Consider the following 21837-nt stretch of genomic DNA (forward strand, 5'->3'; position numbering starts at 1 on the left):
CAATGACCACGCCTCCGCTTTCCCGCCGAACCTTTCTCGCTGGCGCAGCCGCAAGTCCTTTCGTTCTTTCCGCGCTCGGCCGGCCGGCGCACGCCGCCGATCTCACGGTCGGCATCATCTATGTCGGCTCTCGCCAGGACTATGGCTGGAACCAGGCCCACGCGGTCGCCGCCAAAGCGCTCAAGGATGTGCCGGGCGTGAAGGTCGTCGAAGAAGAGAACGTGCCGGAGACCGTGGCGGTTGCGAAAACCATGGAGTCGATGATCAACATCGACGGTGCGACGCTGCTGTTTCCGACGTCGTTCGGCTACTTCAACCCGTTCATGATCGATGCGGCGAAGAAATATCCGAAGGTCGAATTCCGCCATCCGACGTCGCTCTGGCAGGCCGACAAGCATCCCGCCAATGCCGGTGGCTATTTCTGCTATCTCGACCAGGGCCATTATGTGAATGGCATCGCCGCGGGCCTGTCCACCAAGGCGAACAAGATCGGCTATATCGCGGCAAAGCCGATCCCGCTGGTGCTCCGCAACGTCAACTCGTTCATGCTCGGCGCGCGCAAAGTCAATCCTGATGTCACGGTGCAGCTCATCATCACCGGCGACTGGGCGTTGCCGGTGCGCGAGGCGGAAGCGGCCAACGCGCTGGTCGATGCCGGCTGCGACATCATCGCCTGCCACATCGACAGCCCCAAGGTGGTGATCGAGACCGCCGAGAAGCGCGGCGTGAAGAGCTGCGGCCATAACGCCAACCAGGCGGATCTCGCGCCCAAGGGCTTTATCACCGGCGCTGAGTTGAAGTGGGAGACGGTCTACAAGAGCTTTGCCGGCATGATCGCCAAGGGCGAGAAGTTGCCGAACATGGTGATCGGCGGCTACGACAAGGACATGGTGGTGAGCTCGCCGTTCGGCGCCGGCTGCAGCGAAGCCGGCCGCAATGCCGCCACCGCCGCGATCGCCGAGCTGAAGGCCGGCAAGCCGATCTTCGTCGCCGGCGTGAAGAGCAATACCGGCAAGGTCATCACCTCCAAGGACACCGGGCTCTATGATCCCGCATTGGAGACGACCGACTATCTGGTCGAGGGTGTTGTCGGTACGGTTTGACGTCTCTGGCGCTGACTAGGAGCCGGCGCTGGCTCGATGGCGTTGGCGGTCATTTCCGGGCGATTTGAAGGGGTGGGGACAAAAATTCTTCCCCGTGGGGGCGTCGGGGAACGCGCTTCCAAGTCGCTGCCGCAAAAGACATTTCGCTACCATTGCTTCCTGGCTGCAATTGACGACATTTGATGTCGGTTTCAATGGAAGCGGCCATGAGCAATCCCGGATTTGATGCGTTTGGCGAGCCGATGACGGCTGAGAGCGTTCGCGCCCCTGGACGTGCGTCGTCCTGGCTGCTGCGTGCCGGCACCAGCGCGTTCTGGCTGCTCGTTGCTGGCATCGTGATCGCCCGCGCCGCCTATTTTGAGGCTGGCGTCTTCAATTTCGACCGCGCCGTTGCCTGGGCGCAGGGCCTGTTCGCAGCCCTCTGACCTCAGATCCGGTCACTCTCCTTCGTATAGCCGAAAGCCCCGCGCCGCCCGCCATGGGCACCATAGACCGGACGCGTCAGTCCGGGTTATCCTTGTCACGGAATATAACTTCTCGTGACTGGGGACATCGGAGAATATATTAGCCAAAACATCACGGTAGGCGCATAAATTATTCCCCGATAGGGAGTGCCACCGTGGCTGACAATACCAATGGTATCAAGGAAACAGCAGGGCGTCCCAGCGCCGTCGCCCGCACATTTAGCCTTCTTCCCGGCATCGTGCTGTGCGGCGCGATCACGATCGTCGCGGTCGGCGTCCAGCATCTGGAGGAACGGGCCTTCGACCATCCCTATGTGGAAGCCCTGGTGATCGCGATCCTCCTGGGAATGGCGATCCGCACCGCCTGGAATCCGTCCGAGCGATGGCGCTCGGGGATCGCCTTCAGCGCCAAGCAACTGCTCGAAGTCGCCGTCGTGCTGCTGGGGGCCTCGATCAGCTTCGCCGCGATTGCGGCGTCCGGCCTTGCCCTGATCGGCGCGATCGCAGGGACAGTCGCGATCATGCTGGCGCTCAGTTTCGGGGTCAGCCGCGTGCTGGGCCTGCCGACCAAGCTGTCGATCCTGATCGCCTGTGGCAATTCGATCTGCGGGAATTCGGCAATCGCGGCCGTTGCCCCCGTGATCGACGCCCACAGCGACGACATCGCCTCGTCGATCTCATTCACCGCCATTCTCGGCGTGCTGATGGTGCTGGGATTGCCCTTGCTGATCCCGCTCCTGGGATTGACGGCGACGCAATACGGCATCCTGGCCGGACTTACCGTCTATGCCGTTCCCCAGGTGCTTGCCGCCACCGTGCCTGCCGGCATCGTCAGCACGCAGATCGGGACGCTGGTGAAACTGGTGCGCGTGCTGATGCTGGGACCGATCGTGATCGGCCTTTCGCTATTTGTTGCCAGCCGCCGCACGAACGAGAAGGCGGCATCGATCAGTCCGTTCAAACTCGTGCCCTGGTTCATCATCGGCTTTCTGGTCCTTGCTGCGCTCCGATCGTTCGAACTCGTTCCGGATGCCGTGGTCCCCTTGGTGACAAAGGCGGCGGTCCTGCTCACCGTCCTGTCGATGGCGGCCCTTGGCCTCGGCGTTGATATCCGCGTCATCGCCACCGTCGGAGGACGCGTGACAGCCGCGGTCACGCTGTCGCTGTTGGTGCTGCTCGCCATCAGCATCGGGCTCGTCCATCTCTTCAGATGAGGGCTGCGTCCGGCAGCGCACGATCTCGAATTGTACACAATGGCACGGCGTTTGCTTAATCCCCGATCAAGAATTCTCTTGTTCGGGGTGAGTACGTCATGGCGAACTCAAGCGATCCATTGGGGAAGATCGTCGCGGAGCCGGAGCCGATCGAGCTCGACTGGACCAAGACGGCGCTCGTCATCATCGACATGCAGCGCGATTTCATGGAGCCCGGCGGCTTCGGCGAAACGCTCGGCAATGACGTCAGCCAGCTTGCGCGCGCCGTGAAGCCGATCGGCGCGTTGCTGTCGGCGGCGCGCGATGCCGGCATGCTGGTGATCCATACCCGCGAGGGACATCTGCCCGACCTTTCCGACGCGCCGCCCGCCAAGGTCGAGCGTGGCGCGCCATCCTTGCGCATCGGCGATCCCGGTCCGATGGGCCGCATCCTCATCCGCGGCGAGGCCGGCCACGACATCATCCCCGAGCTCTATCCGCTCGACAGCGAGATCGTGATCGACAAGCCCGGCAAGGGCGCGTTCTACGCGACCGAGATGGGCGATGTGCTGCAGAAATACGGCATCGATAATCTCTTGGTGTGCGGCGTCACCACCGAAGTCTGCGTCAACACCACCGTGCGCGAGGCCAATGACCGCGGCTATCGCTGCGTCGTTATCTCCGACGGCTGCGCATCCTATTTTCCCGAATTTCACGAGATGGGCCTGAAGATGATCAAGGCCCAGGGCGGAAATCTTCGGCTGGGTCGCGAGCTCAGCGGCAGTATTGGAGGCCTTGAAGATTGGCTGACCCTCATGGTGAGGAGCGCGTAGCGCGTCTCGAACCATGAGGCCCCGCCTGTGGCCTCATCCTTCGAGACGCGCTGCGCGCTCCTCAGGATGAGGGGATGTAGCGGCGGCGCGGCCACGAAGTCATCCACCCTTCACAGCACCCGCAGTAAGCCCGGCGACGATCTGGCGCTGGGCGAACACCGTGAGCAGCAGCACCGGGAAGGTCACGAGCAGCGCCGCGGCGGCGAGCGGGCCCCAGCTCAACTGGTCGAACGAGATCATGTTGTAGACGGCAACCGGTAACGTGCGCGTCTCGCGTCCCGCCAGCACGATGCCGAACACGAAATTGTTCCAGGAGAAGATCACCGCAAGGATGAAGGCAACGGCAAGTCCGGGGCGCGCGATCGGCAGCGCGACGTGACGGAACACCTGCCAGCGCGTGGCGCCATCGATCCGTGCGGCTTCCTCGAGTTCCAGCGGCGTTGTCTCGAAATAGCCGATCATGATCCAGATCACGATCGGCACGGTGACCACGAGATGGATGATGATCTGCGGCACCAGCGTGCCGAGCAGTCCCAGCCATTGGAACAGCAGAAACAGTGGGATCAGATACGACAGCCCCGGCGTGATGCGCGCGATCAGGATCACGATCGCGGATTTATGCGCCGCCATCCGCGCGATGCCGTAGCCGGCGGGCACGCCGACCAGCATCGCCAGCAGCGTCGCGCCGCCCGTTACGATGAGGCTGTTGAAGAAATAGGTCAGGAAGCGGTTGGAGGCGAGCACGTCGGTATAGTTCTTCCAGGCGAACTGCTCGGGGATGAACACCGGCGGATAGGCGGCGTTGTCGATCTCGTACTTCAGCGACAGCGAGATCATCCAGAGGAAGAACAGGATCGCCGGCGACACGATTACGAACACCGAGAACCAGAGGCCGATCCGGCCCAGCAGTTGGCGCGGGCTCATGCGCCGCCTCCGATCTCGGTCCACAGCATCCGCTTGCGCAAGTAGAGCAGCACCGCCGCGAGCAGTACGATCAAGAGGAAGAACACCACCGCGATCGCCGATCCGTAGCCCAAATCGTAATACACGAAGGCGACGCTGTAGAGATAGAGATTGATGGTCTCCGAGGCAGAGCCGGGGCCGCCTTGCGTGATCGCGAAGATGATGTCGAAACTCTTCACCGCGTCGATCATGCGGATCATCCCAGCGATGAACAGGAACGGCATGATCAGCGGCAGCGTGATGTAGCGGAACATCTGCCAGAAGCCGGCGCCGTCGATCTCCGCGCTCTCATAGGGCTCGGTCGGGATCGCGGCGAGGCCGCCGAGCACGATCAGCATCACCAGCGGCGTCCATTGCCAGGTCTCGACCAGCACCAGCGATGGAATGACGGTCGCGGGATTGAACACCCAGAGCTGGGGCGGCAGGCCGACCAGCGACAAGAGATAGTTGAGCACGCCGAGCTGCGGGTGGAACATCATGGTCCAGACCAGCGCGATCGCCACGGGCGTGGCCATCATCGGCATGATGAAGACGCCGCGCAGGAAGCCGCGCCCGGCAAAGCGCTGGTGGAACACCACGGCCGCGAGCGTGCCGAAGATCAGCGGCAATATCACCGAGAGCGCGGTGTAGATGATGGTGTGTCCGACCGCCTCGACGAAACGCGGATCGTTCGGCAAGCGCAGATAATTGGCAAAGCCGACGAAGGTGGTGGGCGAGCCGACCTTCCACTCGTTGAAGCTCATCCAGATCGTGAACAGCCAGGGAAACACGATCACGGCCAGTACGACGATGAGCGCCGGCAGCACGAAAGGCCAGTAGGTGGGGCGATGCCATTCCTGCTCCGGTGCGGCGGAGGTTTCCGTCGCGGCCGGAGTCGTCTCGGTTATCGTGCTCACGCTTTTTCGCTGCGTTCCAGGATGGGCCGGAATTGCTCGTGCGCCTTCTTCAACTCCGTTGCCGGATCGGCGCCCGAGAGCGTCGCGGTGAGCGCCGCGCCGACGATGTCGCGGAATTCAGCGACGGGGATGATGACGGGCAGTCCGAGCTTGCTGATCTTGGCGGAGTCGACGACCGACTTCAGCCATTCCTGGGTCTTCACACCCTTGGCGACATCAGGGTCGTTTACGATCGAATTGCGGAACGGCACGCCGCCGCCGGCCTGCAGCAATCGCGCAGCCTGCGTCCTGGAGACCACCCATTGGCACAACAGATAGGCGGCTTCCTTGTTCTTGCTCGCCGCGGCGATGCCGATGCCATCGCCATAGGTCGAGGAAAACGCGCCCTTAGGCCCGGCGGGCACGAGGGTGTAGCCGACCTTGCCGACGACGCGCGAGGCGGTCGGGTCTTCCAGCGGCGGCGCCCAGCCGTCGGCATCGATCCACATCGCGGACCTGCCTTGCGTGAACGAGGCCATCGATTCCATCCAGTTGAAGCCGGCGACGCCTGGAGGCGCCGATTTGGTGAGCAGCCGTTGGTACAGCTTGGTGGCTTCGATCGCCTCGGGGCCGTCGGTCAGGATGTTGCCCTTGCTGTCGAGGAATTCGCCACCATAGTTGAGGTAGAAGTTGGTCCACATCGCCATGTTGGCGTTGCGCAGGCCGCGCCCGACAAAACCGAAGGTGCCTTCCTTGGGGTCGGTGAGCTTCTCGGCGGCCACCACCATCTCGTCCAGCGTCTTCGGCACCTCGACGCCTTTCTTCTGGAACAGCTCCTTGTTGTAATAGAGGATGAAATAGTCGACCGACCACGGCAGCGACAGCATCTGGCCCTTGTCGTTCTTGGCGTATTGCTGTCCGGCGGCGGAGAAATCGCTTTCGACCAGATCGGGCGGAGTGAAATTCGGGTCCTTCAAATAGCCGGAGAGATCGGCGAGCCAGCCGCCCTTCTCGAATTGCCGCTTCTGCACGTGATAGCTCAGATGCACGACGTCGAAGCTCGGCTTGCCCGAAGCGAACTCGATGACGCATTTCTGGCGCTGCTGCTGCTCGGGGATCTGCTCGGACTCAACCTGGATGCCGGTGAGCGCGGTGAATTCCTTGATGTATTTTTGCAGATTGTCGCCGCGCGGCCCCTTGGCGAGGATCACCTCGAGCTTGGTGCCGTTATATTTCTTCCAGTCGATGTCGGCGCGCGCCGGAAACCCGGTGAGGCTGAGCGCGCCGGCCGCAGCCGTGCCGGCCAAAAGCTGCCGGCGCGAGATCTGGTGATCCGTCATATTTCTCTCCCTGCTCGTTTTTGTTTGGGAGAGATACTAGCGTCTGCGCGGGCTCTGCCTAGCCCTAATGTGCGCGACAATACACTACAATTGTCGCGCGAGTGGTTGGTCGATTATGCCTTGACGAAAGCAAGCAACGTGCCGTTGCCCGCCGCAGGCGGTACGCAGATCGCGCCCGCACTGTGTACGCCGATCGGGCCCAGTGCCTTCTCCGCTGCACTAACATCGGCCGCGATCACCAGGCCGGCGCCGCCGCGTTCGGGCAGCGCGGCCAGCGAGACGCCGGGATAGCGTTTGCCGAGTTGGTCCTTTGTCGCGAACACGAAGTCCGCGCGGTCAGAGCCCGAGGGGACAGTGACGGCGCCATCGGCTTCGTTCCTTGTTGCGACATCGATCATCTCGGACAGATGCGCAGCGTCCTTGGCCGGCTCGGGTGTTACGATGAGCACCTGCCTCAGGCGTTTCGCGCCGTTGGCGTGCGTCATCAATTCGGGGATCCACACCGTCTCACGGGTCTTGTGCTGGCAGGCGAAGATGCGCACGCCCCCCGGCGCCTCCGCGGTCGGCCATTGGAAGGTGCGGAATTTGGCCGCCGACAGCGTGCCATCGGGCATCGTCACCGGCCGCTCGAAATCGGTCGGGCCGATCGGCGCGTAGCCACGCGCGCGAATCTCCTCGGCGCCCGCAGCCGAATCGACCGCTGTGAATGCAATGCGCTCGATGCCTTCGCCGCGCTGCTCCAGGAATGCCCGCGCCGGCGCGTTGTGCTCGGTCGGGGTGAGCACGCCGAGCAGCTCGATATAGTCGGGGTCGAGCATGATGGTGTAGTTGCCGGATCCCATATGCGCGCTATGGGTGCCGCGCGGCGAAACGGTGAAGCCGAGATGCTTCCAGTTGTCGGCAGCCCGGTCGAGATCCTTCACCATGATCACGGCGTGATCGATTCCGATGACGTTCTTGAGTGACACTCTGTTGTTTCCCCGGCATGGATAGATGGCGTACTACACTAAACAGATCGATCCGGCGCCCGCAAGCCGACGTTCCCATTGGCCGCCGAGCAACGCTCGTGAAGAGATTGATGATGGAAAGAACAGATGTCCGCTGGCCCGATTCCCTATGGGCGGCAGTGACGCCCGCGGGGCCTGATCTGCCCGAATTGACCGGCGCCCGGCAGGCCGACGTGGTCGTGATCGGTGGCGGTTTCACGGGGCTGTCGACCGCGCTGCATTTGCGCGAGGCCGGCGTGGACGTGGCTGTCGTCGAGGCGATGGAGCCGGGCTGGGGCGCCTCGGGGCGCAACAACGGCCAGGTGATCCCGACCTTGTCGCGGCCCGATCCGGAGGACATCGTCGCCAAGCATCGCGCAGCCGGCGAGCGCTTTGTCGGCCTCTTGCGCGACAGCGCCTCGACGCTGTTCGACGTCGCCATGCGATACGATATCCAGGCCGAGCAGGAGCAGGCCGGCTGGGTGCAGCCGGTGCATTCGCCCGGCCGCATCAAGATCGCCGAGCGGCGGGTGCGGCAATGGTCGAAATTCGGCGCGCCGGTCGAATTGCTGTCACGCGATCAGGTCCGCGACATGCTGGGCTCGGATGCGTGGTACGGCGGCTTCTGGAACAGGAGCGGCGGCCACATCAATCCGCTGGCGCTGGCGCGGGGGCTCGCGCGCGCCGTGCTTGATCTCGGCGGACGCATCTATGCGCGCTCTCCGGTCGAGAGTTTCGAGCGGAGGAATAACCGCTGGGTGGTGAAGACCGCCAACGGCGAGATCTCGGGCCGCGCGCTGGTGGTCGCGACCAATGCCTATAGCGGGGAGATCGTGAAATCATTGGTGCCGGAGATCGCGATCGAGGTGATGCCGGTGCTGTCCTGGCAGATGGCGACGCAGCCATTGTCGGACAACGTTCGCAAGTCCATCATCCCAGGACGGCAGGCGATGTCGGATACCCATGGCGAGCTCTATTTCGCGCGCTACGACGCGCGCAACCGGCTCGTGACTGGTGGCGCCGTGATCGGCCCAGGCGACAAGGCCGCGCGGCTGAAGGCGAGGGTGGCCGAACGGCTGCAACGCTTGTGGCCGCAGATCGGCGAAGTCTCCTTCGATCACGTCTGGAACGGCTATGTCGGCATGACCACCGATTTCCTGCCGCGCTTCCACCAGCTCGGCCCCGACGCCTATGGCTGGACCGGCTGCAACGGCCGCGCAGTGGCGCTGACGATTGCGATTGGCGCCGAGTTTGCAAAGGCGGTGCAAGGCGTAGCGGTGAAAGACTTGGCGCTGCCGTTCACCGACGCGCGGCCGATTGCTGCGCATGGACTGCTGCGAAAGCTCGCGCCCTTGATGCTATTGGTCTACCGCCGCCGCGACGCGCGGGAGATCTAGAGCAGGGGAACGCTGTGCCGAGCGCGACATCCGTCAGGAGAGCATTCCTGACCTAACTCGGATATCATCCAATGTACGCCCCGGCTTGATGAGCAGCTGGCTGCCCGAGTTCCAGGCCGCAGAAATCGAGTTTGGAGCCGGCGCCTATAGAGCATCCCAAAAGCTCAAGAAATGCCGGAACGGTTGTAAACTCACCGCGTTTGGTTGCGAAGGATTCGCCCCGCTGTTCAGCGATCCAGTCGCACGGGAATCCCGACTGCAATATCCAACTACAATCAATAACGAGGAGGCAACAGATGGCAAATCCACGTCCAGAGGATAAGTCTACTCAAGCCGCCGAGGATGCAGTTCGGCGCGTCAGCGAGAGAACTGCTGAACAGACCAGACGGATCGGAGAAACCGCGGCTGAGGCCAGTCAAGAGATGGCTCGGGCTGCCACCGATCTGCTGCGCCAAAATGCCGAGGCGGTACAGAGCGCCCTGCGGTTCGGCCTGGATATGACGACAGCGGTCATGGGCCGCTCCACCGATCAATTTGGTGGTGCACTTGGACTATCGGAGGAAGCACAACGTGCAACCGAAAGGTCGGCTCACAGCGCCGCCAGCGTCCTTCAGTCCACCACCGCAATTGCCAAAGGGATGAGCGGGATGTCGCAAGAGTATCTGGCGTTCGTCCGGCACCAAATGGAGTGCAGTATGAACCGCATGAACGAATTGTGGCGCTGCCGTACTCCTCAGGATGTTCTCGCTGTCCAAAGTGATTTTCTGCGAGAAACCGTGGAGAACGCTGTGGGATGCGGCCGACGAATGGCCGACATGTCGCTCAAGGCGGCTGACGATAGCGCGAAGCGCATGGCTCAGACTATCGAACGGCGCGCCGCCTAGTCGGGCTTTGCGCCGCCTTGGCAGTCACGGACAAGAGCGGATTCCTTCAGCCGCTCTGTTCGGATTGCGGCCAAATCGAACGCTACACGCTCACCGTCTCGTGCTCGCGCGCGAACTCGCCGCCGGGAATCGAATCCAGCAGCGCCTTCGTGTAGGGGTGCGTCGGGTTGCCGAACACTTCGGCGGCCAATCCCTGCTCGACGACCGTGCCATCCTTCATGACGGCGACGAGGTCGCAGATCTGCGCGGCGACGCGCAGGTCGTGGGTGATGAAGATGATGGAGAGGCCGAGCCGCTGGCGCAGATCGGCCAAGAGCTTCAATACCTGCGCCTGCACGGAAACGTCGAGCGCGGAGACCGGCTCGTCCGCGACCAGCACGTCAGGCTTCAGCGCCAGTGCCCGTGCCAGCCCGATGCGCTGGCGCTGGCCGCCGGAGAATTCATGCGGGTAGCGATCGCCGGCGGACGGATCAAGCCCGACCAGTTCGAACAATTTCCTGGCTTCGGCAATCGCCGTGGCGCGCGGCGTGCCGTGGACAATGGGGCCTTGTGCCACCAACTCGGCCGCCTTGCGGCGCGGGTTGAGCGAGGCAAAGGGATCCTGGAACACCATCTGGATATGCCGGGTTTCGCGGCGGACTTGTTCGCGCGACAGTTTTGCCCAGTCCTTGCCATTGAGCACGATCGATCCGGTATCGGGATCGATCAGGCGCACGATGCAGCGCGCTAGGGTCGACTTGCCCGAGCCAGATTCACCGACGATGCCAAGCGTTGCGCCCTTGGGCAGATCGAGAGAGGTATCCTTGACCGCGGCCGTGACGCGCGCGCCACGTCCGAGGAAGCCGCCGGTGCGATAGGTCTTTGAGACGTTGGAAATGGTCAGGATGTTCTCGCTCGACAGCGGCCGTGGCGGCGGTGCTTTCAGCGGTGGTACGGCGGCAATGAGCTGCCTGGTGTAGGGATGCGCCGGATGGCTCAGCACCTGGTGAGCCGTGCCCTGTTCGACGATCCTGCCGTGCTGCATCACCACGACGCGATCTGCGATCTCGGCGACCACGCCGAAATCGTGCGTGATGAACAGCACCGCCGTCTTCTTGCGCTGCTGCAGGTCGCGGATCAGCTTCAATATCTGCGCCTGCGTGGTGACGTCGAGTGCGGTGGTCGGCTCGTCTGCGATCAGGAGCTTTGGGTCGAGCGCCAGCGCCATCGCGATCATGGCGCGCTGGCGCTGGCCGCCGGAAAGCTCATGCGGATAGGCCTTTGCGGCCAGCTTGGGATCGGGAATGCGGACGTCGGCGAGCAGCGCCAGCACGCGCGCGTTGATCTCGGCTTTCGATAGTTCGGTGTGGATCGAGAACATTTCGCCGATCTGGTCGCCGATGGTGCGCAGCGGGTTGAGCGCGGTCATCGGCTCCTGGAAGATCATGGCGATGCCGGCGCCGCGCACCTCGCGCATCTCGGCCGTATCGGCGGCGCAGAGATCGCGGCTCTCGAACAGCATCCGGCCATTCTCGATTTTCACCTCGTTCGGCAATAGCCGCATGATGGTGTTCGCCATCATCGACTTGCCGGAGCCGGATTCGCCGACCACGCAGAGGATCTCGTTCGAGGCGATCGACAGCGAAACGTCCGACAGCGCATGGGGCCGGTCGGCGCCCTCCGGCAGGCGCACGCTCAACTTCTCGAGCGAAAGAATGGCGTCGCTCATCGGCTCTTCAGCCTCGGGTTGAGCGCATCATTCAGCCCCTGGCCGACCAGCGATACCGCGAGCACGGTGACGAGAATGGCGATCCCAGGGATCGCCGAGACGTACCACTGCACGCGCAGCACGTCGCGGCCGAGCCCGATCAGATTGCCCCACGAGGCGACATTGGGATCGGATAGTCTGAGGAAAGCGAGCGCGCTCTCCAGGAGGATCGCGACCGCCATCACGACGCTGGCATAGACGATGACCGGCGGCAGCGCATTGGGCAGAATCTCGCCGAGGATGATCTTGATGTCCCGCATCCCCAGCGTCTTGCCGGCCTGGACGAACTCGCGGTTGCGCAGTGAGAGGAACTCGGCACGGGTCAATCGCGCCGGCGCCGGCCAGGATACGACGCCGACCGCAATGGTGACGGTCGTCAGCGTCGAGCCGAACACCGCGACCAGCACCAGCAGCAGCACGAAATTCGGCAGGGTCTGGAATGCCTCTGTGATCCGCATCAGGACATTGTCGACCCAGCCGCTATAATAGCCGGCAAAGGCGCCGACCAGGATCCCGATCAGGATCGCGATCGCCGTCGCGACGCCGCCGATCAGAAGCGAGATCCGCGCGCCGTAGAAAATTTGCGCGGCGATATCGCGCCCGGAATTGTCGGTGCCGAGCAGGAAACGCGGGTTGGAGAACGGCCAGATCAGCGGGCGCCCTGCGAGCGACAGCGGATCGCGCGGATAGAGGAAGCCGGCGCTGATCGCCATCGCGATCACGACGAGCAGCAGGACTAGGCCGATCACCGCGGCGGGGCTGCGGAAATAGCGTTTCAGCACGTCCATGTCAGCTATCCGCCGAGATCCGCGGATCGAGCCGCGCATAGAGGAGGTCGGTCACGAAGTTGACCACGATCACGAGCAGGGCCGAGACGAAGACGATGCCGAGCAGCGTATTGAGGTCACGCTGCACCACGGATTCGTAGGCCAGCCGCCCGAGGCCCGGGAGCGAGAACACGCTTTCGACGACGACCGAGCCGCCGAGCATGGTGCCGGCCTGCAACCCGATCAGCGTCACCATCGGCAGCAGGGCATTGCGCAGCACATGCCGTGTCACGACGTGGGTCTCGTCCAGGCCTTTGGCGCGGGCGGTGCGGACGAAATCGAGGTTGAGCACCTCAAGCATCGAGGCGCGCATGATGCGCAGGTAAATGGCAAGGAAGATCAGCCCGAGCGTCAAGGTGGGCAGCATGAGGTGCCTTGCGATGTCGAGCACGCGCCAGATGCCGGTCTGCACGGTGCCGATATCCTCGAAACCGCCCGACGGCAGCCATTGCAGGTAGACCGAGAACACCACAATTGCCATTAGGCCGAACCAGAACGACGGCGTTGCATAGAAGATAAAGCCGAGCGTCGAAATCAGCGTATCCGGCCAGCGGTTGACGCCGCGCGCGGCGATCACGCCGAACACGAGGCCGAAGAAGAACGCGAACGACAGCGACGCCGTCATCAGGAGGATGGTCGGCGGCAGCCGCTCCAGGATCACGGAGGCGACCGGCTTGCCATAGATCGAGGAGAAACCGAGATCGAGCCGGACCAGGCGCCAGAGATAGTTGGCGAGCTGCATCGGGATTGACAGGTCGAGCCCGTAGAACTGGCGCAATTCGCGCGCAGTCGCGGCGTCGCCGCCGCCCATTTGCGCCATCAGCGCGTCGACGGTGTCGCCCGGCGCCATCTGCAGCAGCAGGAAGACGCCAATCAGGATCAGGAACAGGGTCGGGATCGAGGCGGCGAGCCGCCGCCCCGCAAGGCTCAAGATGCGCATGGTCTCATCTTGACGTATTGAGGATCACGCGGAAAGCCAAAGATCGTGCCAGCTCGACGAGCCCCAGCGGGGCGTGTTTGAGTGGTTGCGGGCTTTTGCCGCGATGACTGTGACGAAGATCTGCTCGATCGGCATCCAGACCGGCAGTTCCGTATTCACTTCCTTGACGAACTCGGCATAGAGCGCCTTGCGCTTGACCGGATCGACCTCGGTGGCCGCATCGTCGATGGTCTTGTCGACTGTCTTGTTTTCCCAGTCCCATTGATTGGTCCAGGGCGCGCCCTTGGGCTGGCCGGATCGATACCAGACCGTGGTCGATACCGCGGGATCGTTGCGGTACTGGTGCCAGCCGGTGGCGAGGTCGAAGGCGTGGTCGTCGTAAACCTGCTTCAGGAACCCGCCGCCGTCATTGCGCACGATCTCCACGGGGATGCCGATCTCCTGCAGCGATTGCTGGATGAAGGTCGACCACAGCGAGATGTCCTCGCCCCACGGTGCGGGCAACAGCCGGAGCGAGAAGCGCGTGCCGCCGGGGCCCGGCTTGTAGCCGGCTTCATTGAGCAGCGCGACCGCCTTGGCCTTGTCGTAAGGATATTGCGGCGTGTCCGCACCCGGGTAGAAGTCGGTCGAGGTCGAGGGGATCGGGCCGGTGCCGAGCTTGGCGAAGTCGCCGAGGAAGTTGTCGATGAAGAACGGCACGTTGATCGCATGCGCGATGGCGCGGCGGACGCGGATGTCGGAAAGTTCCTTGCGGCGGAAGTTGAACTCGATCGTGTTGGTGCGCGCGTTGCCCTCGTTGCCCTTGGTGGAGACGATGAAGCGCTTGTCCTTCCCAAGCCGCGCCATGTCCGAGATCGTGAGCCCGGAGAACGGGCTGTAGTGCAGTTCGCCGGCCTCCATCTGCGCCGCGGCGGCGGCGCGGTCGGTGATCACCTTCCAGACGATGCGGTCGAGATAGGGCGCGTTCGGCCGCCAGTAGTCGGGATTGCGGTCGGCGATGATGTATTGCCCGCGCTCATATCTGACGAACTTGAACGGGCCGGTGCCGACCGGCGCCAGGTTGGTCGGGTTCTGACGAATGTCGCCATTCTCATAGAGGTGCTTGGCTGAGACGTAGCCGAGGTCCGGCAGGGCGCGCAGCAGCAGGTTGAGCGGCATCGGCCGCTCGTAGCGGAAAATCGCGGTCTGCGGATCGGGCGTGTCGACGGCGGTCAGGAACAGTTGCAGCGTCGAGCCGTAGTTCAGGATCTTCTTCCACATGTTCATCGCGGTGAACGCGACGTCGTCAGAGGTGAACGGCTTGCCGTCGTGCCAGGTGATGCCCTTGCGTAATTTGAAGGTGACCGTCTTGCCGTCGGGGGTGGCTTCCCAACTCTCGGCGAGCACGCCGACCGGCTTGCCGTCGGCGTCGAGGTCGACCAGGTTCTCCTGGATCTTGCCGCCGATGATGTAGACGCCGGTCGACGCCTGCAGGCTCGGATTGAGCTGGCGCTGCTCGGCGCCGTAATGGACGTTGAACACGCCGCCCTTGCGCGGCGTCTCCTGCGCAAATGCCCGCATCGGGTTGATGACGTTGGCGGCGATGGCGGCCGACGTCAGAAGCGCGGTGCGGCGGTTGATCTCGAGGCGGGTGAAATCCATACAAGGTCTCCAGAAAGTGGCGTCGGGCAGCGCGCGGCATGGGGCCACAGGCCGTCTTTAGCCGATGTTACGCTGGGAGAGGAACCTCTTAATTGCAGCGCAATCCGAACGATCATTCTCCTCTCCCGGCACCGGACGGGTGCTATCGGCCCGGCTCGACCAAGCGGGGGTTCGGCGGGCTCCGCGAATCACTAAGTGCGAATCTGCAGCAGAAAAATAGGGGTCCGCGGGGTGTCGGATGGCCCGGTCGCGGGCTCATGAAAGGGCTGTTCGAGACGACGAAGGGGCTCGACCAACGAAAAAACCCGGGAAAAACGCAGGATTCCGGTGTATCAGCGGCGATATAGCTGTGAAGAATGCTGAAAACCCTGTTTTTTTAGCCAGTTTCCGCCATAACGTGCCGTTTCCAGAATCAATGGAGCAACCATGGCTACCCAACTGTCGAAGTCGCAACTGATCGAGAAGATCGCGACCACCACCGAACTCTCCAAGCGCGACGTCAAGAACGTGATGGATACCCTCACGGACGTCGGTCATAAGGAGCTGAAGAAGAACGGCGTGTTCCTCGTCCCCGGCTTCGCGAAGTTCGTGGTGATCAAGAAGCCCGCGACCAAGGCGCGCAAGGGCATCAACCCCTTCACCGGCGAAGAGACGGTGTTCAAGGCCAAGCCGGCCCGCAAGGTCGTCCGGGCTCGCCCGGTCAAGGCCGCCAAGGACGCGGTCTAAGGCAAAAGGCCTCCGGAAGCGGGGGCCTTTTTGCTATGAAGCGCGCCCGGCGTTCGCGTGAGGCCTGACCCTCTATCCCTCCGCAACGCGGGGCGCGGCAATCAGCGCTCGTGGGAACAAGCCATCAAAACGAAAGCCCCACGAGCAGGGCCATGCAGGCCAGGTGGCCCGCGACGATGAGCGCAAGATGAAGAGGACCGGGCATCCGACGTCTCCTCGCTTTACGACACCTCTCCCGCTTGCGGGAGAGGTCGGCGCTTAGCGCCGGGTGAGAGCTCTCTCCTCACGGATGGTCCCATCGTGGAGACACCCTCAGCCCAATGTTCTCCCGCAAGCGGGAGAGGGGGCGCAGCGTCCATCGCGGCGGCACCAACCGCCCTTTCAAGAGACAATCAATTCAGACTGGCGCCCGCGGTGAAGCTGCGATCGACGGCTTTGCCGACGTCGAGCGTCTTCGACAGGATGCCGTAGCGTGTGGCGCGGTCGGAGGCTTCCTGCACTTCCTTGACCACGTTCTCGTCGATTGCGATCGGGCTGGTCTTCTGCGCGGTATAGGCGCTCAGCAGCACGTCCTCCGGAAGTTTGGTCAGCTCGGCCGTGTTCTTCGCATAGTCGGCGAGATGATCGAGCGACCACAGCCGTGCCTTGTTCAGTCGCTGCAGCAGGTCCTGGACCGCGGCGCGCTTGGTGGCGATAGCGTTATCGGAGGCGACAATGAAGGTGATCGTCGGCGTCAGGCCTTGGCCGTCGGCAACGACGCGTGCTTTGTCCCTCAGCGTCGCAAACGAAATATAGGGCTCCCACACCGCCCAGGCGTCGATCGATCCCGCAAGCAGTGCGATCTTGGCATCGACCGGGCCGAGCGGCGCGAACGTCGCGTCCTCGAGCTTGTAGCCGGATTTCTCCAGTGTCGCGTCGATCAGGAATTGCCCCCAGCCGCCTCGCGTGCCGGCGAGACGCTTGCCCCTGAGATCAGCCGCGGTCTTGATCGGCGAATCCTCGCGCACCAGAATGGCTTGCGTCCTGGCGTCGGACCGCGTGCCACCGATCGCCTTGATCGGCGCACCCGATGCATAGACCGACAGGAAGGAGAGGTCGCCGGTATAGCCGACGTCGAGCGCGCCCGCGTTCAAGGCTTCGAGTATCGGCGCGGCCGCAGGAAATTCCGACCACTCGATCTTGTAGGGCAGATTCTTTCCGAAACCTGAGATGTCGAGCAGCGAACGGTTGCCGCCCTTCTGGTCGCCGACCCGCAACACGATTGCGTCGTCGGCCAGCGCTGCGAGAACTGAAGAAAGGGTGATTGCGGTAGCGACGAATGCAGTCGCCAGCTTGCGCGTAACGGAGTGAAAGCGAGTGAGCCTGCGCATGTCCATCTCTTTTGTGATTTCATTCGCCCATTGCGTAGAGAGCACATGAGCGTTCCATCGAGTCTATGAGCGAACCCCGCGCAGTCAACGAAACGGAAATCTGTATTGGCGCGGCTGGCGACAAAGAACGTCTCGTTGGGTTCCTCGGCGGAGAAGGCGCCACGCGCACCGTTACAAGAGGGCTAAATTCCCGCGCGATTTGCGTCAGTACGTGCGCTGCCGACGATCGCGTCACGACGAAATCGTTTCATCGTCCGCCGCTGGGATCGTGGAGATAATCCCTTTCGCGTGCGCCACATTCGAAATTCCATTTCATTGACGATGACACGATCGCACCGCATCATTTGACCGTTGCATTGGGTGCCAATAGCGCCGGAGAAATCCGCCTTCTTACAACAATAGCTCTGGATGAGATGTGCGCGGGCTGGGCCGTTCGCGCGGACGGCGGAGCCGTGTCGAATATAGAGGTGAGCATGTCGATTGAAGAGAAGAAGAATAGAGTGGCGATGGATCGGCGGACGCTGCTCCGGGCCGGCGCGGCTGCCGCCTTTGCTGCGCCGATCGGGGCGTTTGGCGCGCAGGCGTTTTCCGCGCGCGGTGCAATACCGGCGATCGACTTCTCCGAATTCCCGATCTGCAAGACGGCATCCGATGCGCCGCCGCTGACCGGTGCGCCGCGCAAATTGAAGCTGTCATGGAACGCAGGCGCGGTGTGTCTTGCGCCGCTGCCGGTCGCGATCGACTACGGCTTCTTCCAGAAGCAGAACCTCGACATCGAACTCGTCAACTACAGCGGCTCGACCGACCAATTGCTGGAGGCGATCGCCACCGGCAAGAGCGATGCCGGGCTCGGCATGGCGCTGCGCTGGCTCAAGCCGCTGGAGCAAGGCTTTGACGTCAAGATCGCCGCCGGCACCCATGGCGGCTGCATGCGCGTGCTGACGCGCGTAGGCTCCGGCGTCGACAAGCTCGCCGACCTCAAGGGCAAGATCGTCGCTGTCGGCGATCTCGCCGGTCCCGACAAGAACTTCTTTTCGATCCAGCTTGCCAAGCAGGGCTTTGATCCGAACAAGGACGTCGACTGGCGCGCCTATCCCGGCAACCTTCTCAACGTCGCGGTCGAGAAGGGCGAGGTGCAGGCGTTCCTCGCCTCCGATCCGCTCGCTTATCTCTGGCTCAAGGACAGCCAATACAAGGAAGTCGCGTCTAATCTTGACGGTGAATATCGCGACAAGACCTGCTGCATCGTCGGCCTCCGCGGCTCTCTCGTGCGTAATGAGCCGCATGTCGCGCGCGCGATCACCCAGGCGCTGCTCGATGCCGCCATGTTCACCTCGCAGAATCCGGACAAGGCCGCGAAGTCGTTCCAGCCCTATGCGCCGAAGACTGCGACGCTCGCCGATCTCGAAGCGATGGCGCGCTATCACACCCATCACCATCACCCTGTTGGCGAAGTCCTGAAGCGCGAGCTGAAAGGGTACGCCGACGATCTGAAGACCGTCTCGGTGTTCAAGCAAAGCACTGACACGGCGAAATTCGCGGAACGGATTTATGTCGACGTATTCAGTGTCTGACGCATCGGCCGCCGCGGGACAGGCCGCGGCCGGCGTCAGCCCGGGCTGGCTTGAGAAGCTGCGCAGTGGCGGCTATGGCGCCGGCCTGGCCGCCGGCGCCGCGTGGCTGGCGTTCGGCGCGTCCAGCCTCTACTGGGAAGATCTTGGCGACTGGTCGCGAACGAATGGGGTTGCGATCGGCGCGTTCTTGATCGCAGCGCTTGCACTGCTTGGGACACTCGGCGCCGATTTTCTCGGTGGCGCCGGCGTGGCGCTGCGCCGGCGCGCGCCGTGGCTGGTGGCGCTCGGGTCGTTTCTGACGCTCTGGGAGATTGCCACCGCAAAATTCGGCTGGCTGCCGCTGCCGTTCTTCCCGCCGCCGCAGGCGATCGTGGAAGTCTATACCGATGATCTGCCAAAGCTGTTCAACAGCGTCATCGCATCCGTGAAGCTGCAGCTCGGTGGCTATATCATCGGCGCGGCCATCGGGTTTTTGACCGGCGTATCGATCGGCTGGTCGCAGAAGGTGGGCTACTGGGTGCATCCGGTGCTGCGCTTCATCGGACCGTTGCCGGCCACCGCCTGGCTGCCCTTCGCCTTCTTCACCTTTCCCTCGAGCTGGAGCGCGAGCACCTTCCTGATCGCGCTTGCCACCGGTTTCCCGGTAACAGTCCTGACCTGGTCCGGCGTTGCGAGCGTGCCGAACGCCTATTACGACGTCGCACGGACGCTTGGCGCCAAACCGTCCTTCCTGGTGCTGAAGGTGGCCATCCCCGCGGCGCTGCCGCATGTCTTCGTCGGCCTGTTCATGGGGCTCGGCGCCTCGTTCGCGGTGCTGGTGGTGGCCGAGATGATCGGCGTCAAGGCCGGGCTTGGCTGGTATTTGCAGTGGGCGCAGGGCTGGGCGGCCTATGCCAACATGTATGCCGCGCTGATCGTGATGTCGCTGCTTTGCTCCGGCGCGATCACGCTGCTGTTCAAGACGCGCGACCGCCTGCTGGTCTGGCAGAAAGGTGTCGTCAAATGGTAGCCGCCGCTTTGGCCGAAGCGATCACTTATCCTGCCGTCGGTGCCGAGCTCGATATCGAGCATGTCAGCCACGCTTTCGATATCGATGGCGCCGTGCTGCCCGTGCTCGAGGACGTCAGCTTGGCGATCAAGCCCGGCGAGTTCGTCGCGCTGCTCGGCCCGTCCGGCTGCGGCAAGTCCACGCTGCTGCGGCTGGTGGCCGGACTTGAGAAGCCGCGCAGCGGCGTGCTGCGTGAGGACGATATCCGCATCAACGGACCGCACCCGTCGCGCGTCGTCGTGTTCCAGGACCCGACGCTGTTTCCCTGGCGCTCGGTCTGGGACAATGTCGCGCTCGGGCTGGAGGCGCAGGGCATCCTGAAAAGCCAGCGGCAGCGTGTCGACGCAGCGATCGATCTCGTCGGCCTCTCCGCCTTCAAGAAAGCCTATCCGCACCAGCTTTCCGGCGGCATGGCGCAGCGCGTTGCGCTGGCGCGTGCGCTGGTCAACGATCCGAAGGTGCTGATCCTCGACGAGCCGCTCGGCAAGCTGGATTCGTTGACGCGGATCACCATGCAGGCGGAGATCGTCTCGCTCTGGCAGCGCAAGGGCTTCACCACGCTGCTCGTCACGCACGATGCGGAGGAAGCGCTGTTCCTCGCCAACCGCGTCATCGTGCTTAGCGACCGCCCGGCGCGCGTCAAGGCCGACGTCAAAGTCGATCGGCCGTATCCGCGCCATCGCGGCGACCCCTATCTTGCCGATCTGCGCAGGCAGATCCTCGGCCTGCTCGGGCTCGATGCGACATGGTGACATCTGCGGCGAAAGAGCTGACGCCGTCGGAAGCGCTGGACCATGTTGCGCGCGCCTCACAGCTCGCCGAGGTCATTGCCGGGCGGGCGGCAGCGCACGACCGTGACGCCAGCTTTCCGTTCGAGAATTTCGACGACCTCGCGCAAGCCGGTCTGCTCGCGCTGACCGTCCCGGCTGCGCTCGGCGGAGCAGGGGCGGGCGCCCGCGACACGGCGCGCATCCTCACCATCATCGGCAAGGCCGATCCGTCGACGGCGCTGGTGCTCTCGATGCACTACATCAACCATCTGGTGATGGCGCGCAGCCCGCGCTGGCCTGCACGCCTATCGCGCAAGCTTGCCAAGGAGACCGTCGAGGGCGTCGCGCTGATCAACGCGCTGCGCGTCGAGCCTGAACTCGGCTCGCCTGCGCGCGGCGGCCTCCCGGCGACGATTGCGCGCCGCACAGAGACGGGTTGGCGGCTGAGTGGCCGCAAGATCTATTCGACCGGCGCGCCGATCCTGAAATGGTATCTGGTGTGGGCCAGGACCGACGAGCCGGAAACCCGCGTCGGCCAGTTCCTGGTGCCCGCGGGATTGCCCGGAACGAGGATCGAGGAGACCTGGAACCATCTCGGCCTGCGCGCCAGCGGCAGTCACGACGTGATTTTCGAGGACGTCGTGTTCCCGCTCGATTGCGAGGTCGACGTGCGGAAGCCGGAAGAGTGGACCGCGCCTGATGTCACCCAGGCGACCATCCACGCCATCTTCGTGGCCGCGATCTATGACGGTATCGCCCGCGCCGCGCGCGACTGGCTGATCAGGTTCCTGCGCGAACGTGTTCCGGCCAATCTCGGCGGACCGCTCGCGACATTGCCACGAGCTCAGGAAATCCTCGGCGGCATCGAGGCGCGGCTTGCGGTCAATGCACGCCTGATCGACAGTTTTGCCGCCGAGTTCGATGCCGGCTTGCCGCTCAGCGCGACCGAGTCCAATATCGTCAAGCTGACGGTGACCAACAATGCCGTCGCCGTGGTGGAGGACGCGCTGTCACTGACCAGCAATCACGGCCTGTTGCGACACAATCCGCTGGAGCGGCATTTTCGCGATGTGCTGTGCGGCCGCGTCCACACCCCGCAGGATGACTCCACCCGCATCGCCGCCGGACGCCTGGCGCTGGGCATCTGAACAACAGC

19 protein-coding genes and 1 pseudogene are annotated in these 21837 nt (G+C 63.5%); 11 read left to right on the forward strand and 9 right to left on the reverse strand.

What is annotated here, in order from left to right; all coding sequences use genetic code 11:
- The first annotated feature begins 2 nt into the window (after positions 1-2).
- The 4 genes and pseudogenes from AC5ZG5_RS29740 (at position 3) to AC5ZG5_RS29755 (ending at position 3570) form a co-directional block, all read left to right on the forward strand.
- Positions 3-1103, forward strand: coding sequence for a BMP family ABC transporter substrate-binding protein (locus AC5ZG5_RS29740; RefSeq protein WP_456643976.1), 1101 nt, complete (start codon positions 3-5; stop codon positions 1101-1103).
- 206 nt (positions 1104-1309) lie between these two features.
- The gene (locus AC5ZG5_RS29745; protein WP_456643977.1) at positions 1310-1528 is read left to right on the forward strand and encodes a hypothetical protein; all 219 of its coding nucleotides are present in this window, start codon (positions 1310-1312) and stop codon (positions 1526-1528) included.
- 215 nt (positions 1529-1743) lie between these two features.
- Complete coding sequence (locus AC5ZG5_RS29750; RefSeq protein WP_456644035.1) at positions 1744-2781, forward strand: YeiH family protein; 1038 nt, start codon at positions 1744-1746, stop codon at positions 2779-2781.
- A 98-nt stretch (positions 2782-2879) separates the two neighbouring features.
- Positions 2880-3570: pseudogene (locus AC5ZG5_RS29755) on the forward strand (cysteine hydrolase family protein).
- Between the two features lie 122 nt (positions 3571-3692).
- Here AC5ZG5_RS29755 and AC5ZG5_RS29760 read toward each other — a convergent pair.
- From AC5ZG5_RS29760 to AC5ZG5_RS29775, 4 genes are all read right to left on the reverse strand, one after another.
- Complete coding sequence (locus AC5ZG5_RS29760) at positions 3693-4517, reverse strand: carbohydrate ABC transporter permease (RefSeq protein ID WP_456643979.1); 825 nt, start codon at positions 4515-4517, stop codon at positions 3693-3695.
- Positions 4514-5452 carry a carbohydrate ABC transporter permease gene (locus AC5ZG5_RS29765; RefSeq protein WP_456643980.1) on the reverse strand — a complete coding sequence of 313 codons (939 nt, stop codon included), beginning with the start codon at positions 5450-5452 and terminating at the stop codon, positions 4514-4516. Before AC5ZG5_RS29765 ends, AC5ZG5_RS29760 begins: the two co-directional genes overlap by 4 nt.
- Positions 5449-6771: an ABC transporter substrate-binding protein gene (locus AC5ZG5_RS29770; protein ID WP_456643981.1), complete on the reverse strand. Its 1323-nt coding sequence runs from the start codon at positions 6769-6771 to the stop codon at positions 5449-5451. Before AC5ZG5_RS29770 ends, AC5ZG5_RS29765 begins: the two co-directional genes overlap by 4 nt.
- A 113-nt stretch (positions 6772-6884) precedes the next feature.
- Positions 6885-7739 carry a VOC family protein gene (locus tag AC5ZG5_RS29775; protein WP_456643982.1) on the reverse strand — a complete coding sequence of 285 codons (855 nt, stop codon included), beginning with the start codon at positions 7737-7739 and terminating at the stop codon, positions 6885-6887.
- A 113-nt stretch (positions 7740-7852) separates the two neighbouring features.
- Between AC5ZG5_RS29775 and AC5ZG5_RS29780 the strand changes: the two genes are divergently transcribed.
- Positions 7853-9154: an NAD(P)/FAD-dependent oxidoreductase gene (locus AC5ZG5_RS29780; protein WP_456643983.1), complete on the forward strand. Its 1302-nt coding sequence runs from the start codon at positions 7853-7855 to the stop codon at positions 9152-9154.
- Between the two features lie 296 nt (positions 9155-9450).
- Entirely contained in the window at positions 9451-10038 is a 588-nt protein-coding gene (locus AC5ZG5_RS29785; protein ID WP_456643984.1) for a phasin family protein, read from the forward strand.
- A gap of 82 nt (positions 10039-10120) precedes the next feature.
- Here AC5ZG5_RS29785 and AC5ZG5_RS29790 read toward each other — a convergent pair whose 3' ends face one another.
- From AC5ZG5_RS29790 to AC5ZG5_RS29805, 4 genes are read right to left on the reverse strand one after another with little or no spacing between them, the layout of a single operon-like run.
- Complete coding sequence (locus AC5ZG5_RS29790) at positions 10121-11746, reverse strand: ABC transporter ATP-binding protein (RefSeq protein ID WP_456643985.1); 1626 nt, start codon at positions 11744-11746, stop codon at positions 10121-10123.
- Positions 11743-12573, reverse strand: coding sequence for an ABC transporter permease (locus tag AC5ZG5_RS29795; RefSeq protein WP_456643986.1), 831 nt, complete (start codon positions 12571-12573; stop codon positions 11743-11745). Before AC5ZG5_RS29795 ends, AC5ZG5_RS29790 begins: the two co-directional genes overlap by 4 nt.
- Position 12574: 1 nt before the next feature.
- Positions 12575-13552 carry an ABC transporter permease gene (locus AC5ZG5_RS29800; protein ID WP_456643987.1) on the reverse strand — a complete coding sequence of 326 codons (978 nt, stop codon included), beginning with the start codon at positions 13550-13552 and terminating at the stop codon, positions 12575-12577.
- A 24-nt stretch (positions 13553-13576) separates the two neighbouring features.
- Entirely contained in the window at positions 13577-15193 is a 1617-nt protein-coding gene (locus tag AC5ZG5_RS29805) for an ABC transporter substrate-binding protein (protein ID WP_456643988.1), read from the reverse strand.
- A 426-nt stretch (positions 15194-15619) separates the two neighbouring features.
- Between AC5ZG5_RS29805 and AC5ZG5_RS29810 the strand changes: the two genes are divergently transcribed.
- Positions 15620-15919 carry an HU family DNA-binding protein gene (locus tag AC5ZG5_RS29810; RefSeq protein ID WP_028164358.1) on the forward strand — a complete coding sequence of 100 codons (300 nt, stop codon included), beginning with the start codon at positions 15620-15622 and terminating at the stop codon, positions 15917-15919.
- Between the two features lie 392 nt (positions 15920-16311).
- Here the strand turns inward: AC5ZG5_RS29810 and AC5ZG5_RS29815 are convergent, their stop codons facing one another.
- Positions 16312-17289 (reverse strand): ABC transporter substrate-binding protein, encoded by a 978-nt coding sequence (locus AC5ZG5_RS29815; protein WP_456643989.1) that lies wholly within the window; start codon positions 17287-17289, stop codon positions 16312-16314.
- 473 nt (positions 17290-17762) lie between these two features.
- Here AC5ZG5_RS29815 and AC5ZG5_RS29820 point away from each other — a divergent pair, with 473 nt between their 5' ends.
- The 4 genes from AC5ZG5_RS29820 to AC5ZG5_RS29835 are packed head-to-tail and all read left to right on the forward strand — an operon-like array spanning position 17763 to position 21829.
- The gene (locus tag AC5ZG5_RS29820) at positions 17763-18863 is read left to right on the forward strand and encodes an ABC transporter substrate-binding protein (RefSeq protein ID WP_456643990.1); all 1101 of its coding nucleotides are present in this window, start codon (positions 17763-17765) and stop codon (positions 18861-18863) included.
- Positions 18841-19872 (forward strand): ABC transporter permease, encoded by a 1032-nt coding sequence (locus AC5ZG5_RS29825; RefSeq protein WP_456643991.1) that lies wholly within the window; start codon positions 18841-18843, stop codon positions 19870-19872. Before AC5ZG5_RS29820 ends, AC5ZG5_RS29825 begins: the two co-directional genes overlap by 23 nt.
- Positions 19866-20663: an ABC transporter ATP-binding protein gene (locus tag AC5ZG5_RS29830; RefSeq protein ID WP_456643992.1), complete on the forward strand. Its 798-nt coding sequence runs from the start codon at positions 19866-19868 to the stop codon at positions 20661-20663. Before AC5ZG5_RS29825 ends, AC5ZG5_RS29830 begins: the two co-directional genes overlap by 7 nt.
- Complete coding sequence (locus AC5ZG5_RS29835; protein WP_456643993.1) at positions 20657-21829, forward strand: acyl-CoA dehydrogenase family protein; 1173 nt, start codon at positions 20657-20659, stop codon at positions 21827-21829. The genes AC5ZG5_RS29830 and AC5ZG5_RS29835 overlap by 7 nt, the downstream gene beginning before the upstream one ends.
- The last annotated feature ends 8 nt before the right edge of the window (positions 21830-21837 follow it).

This window comes from Bradyrhizobium sp. Ses1, assembly GCF_059512365.1.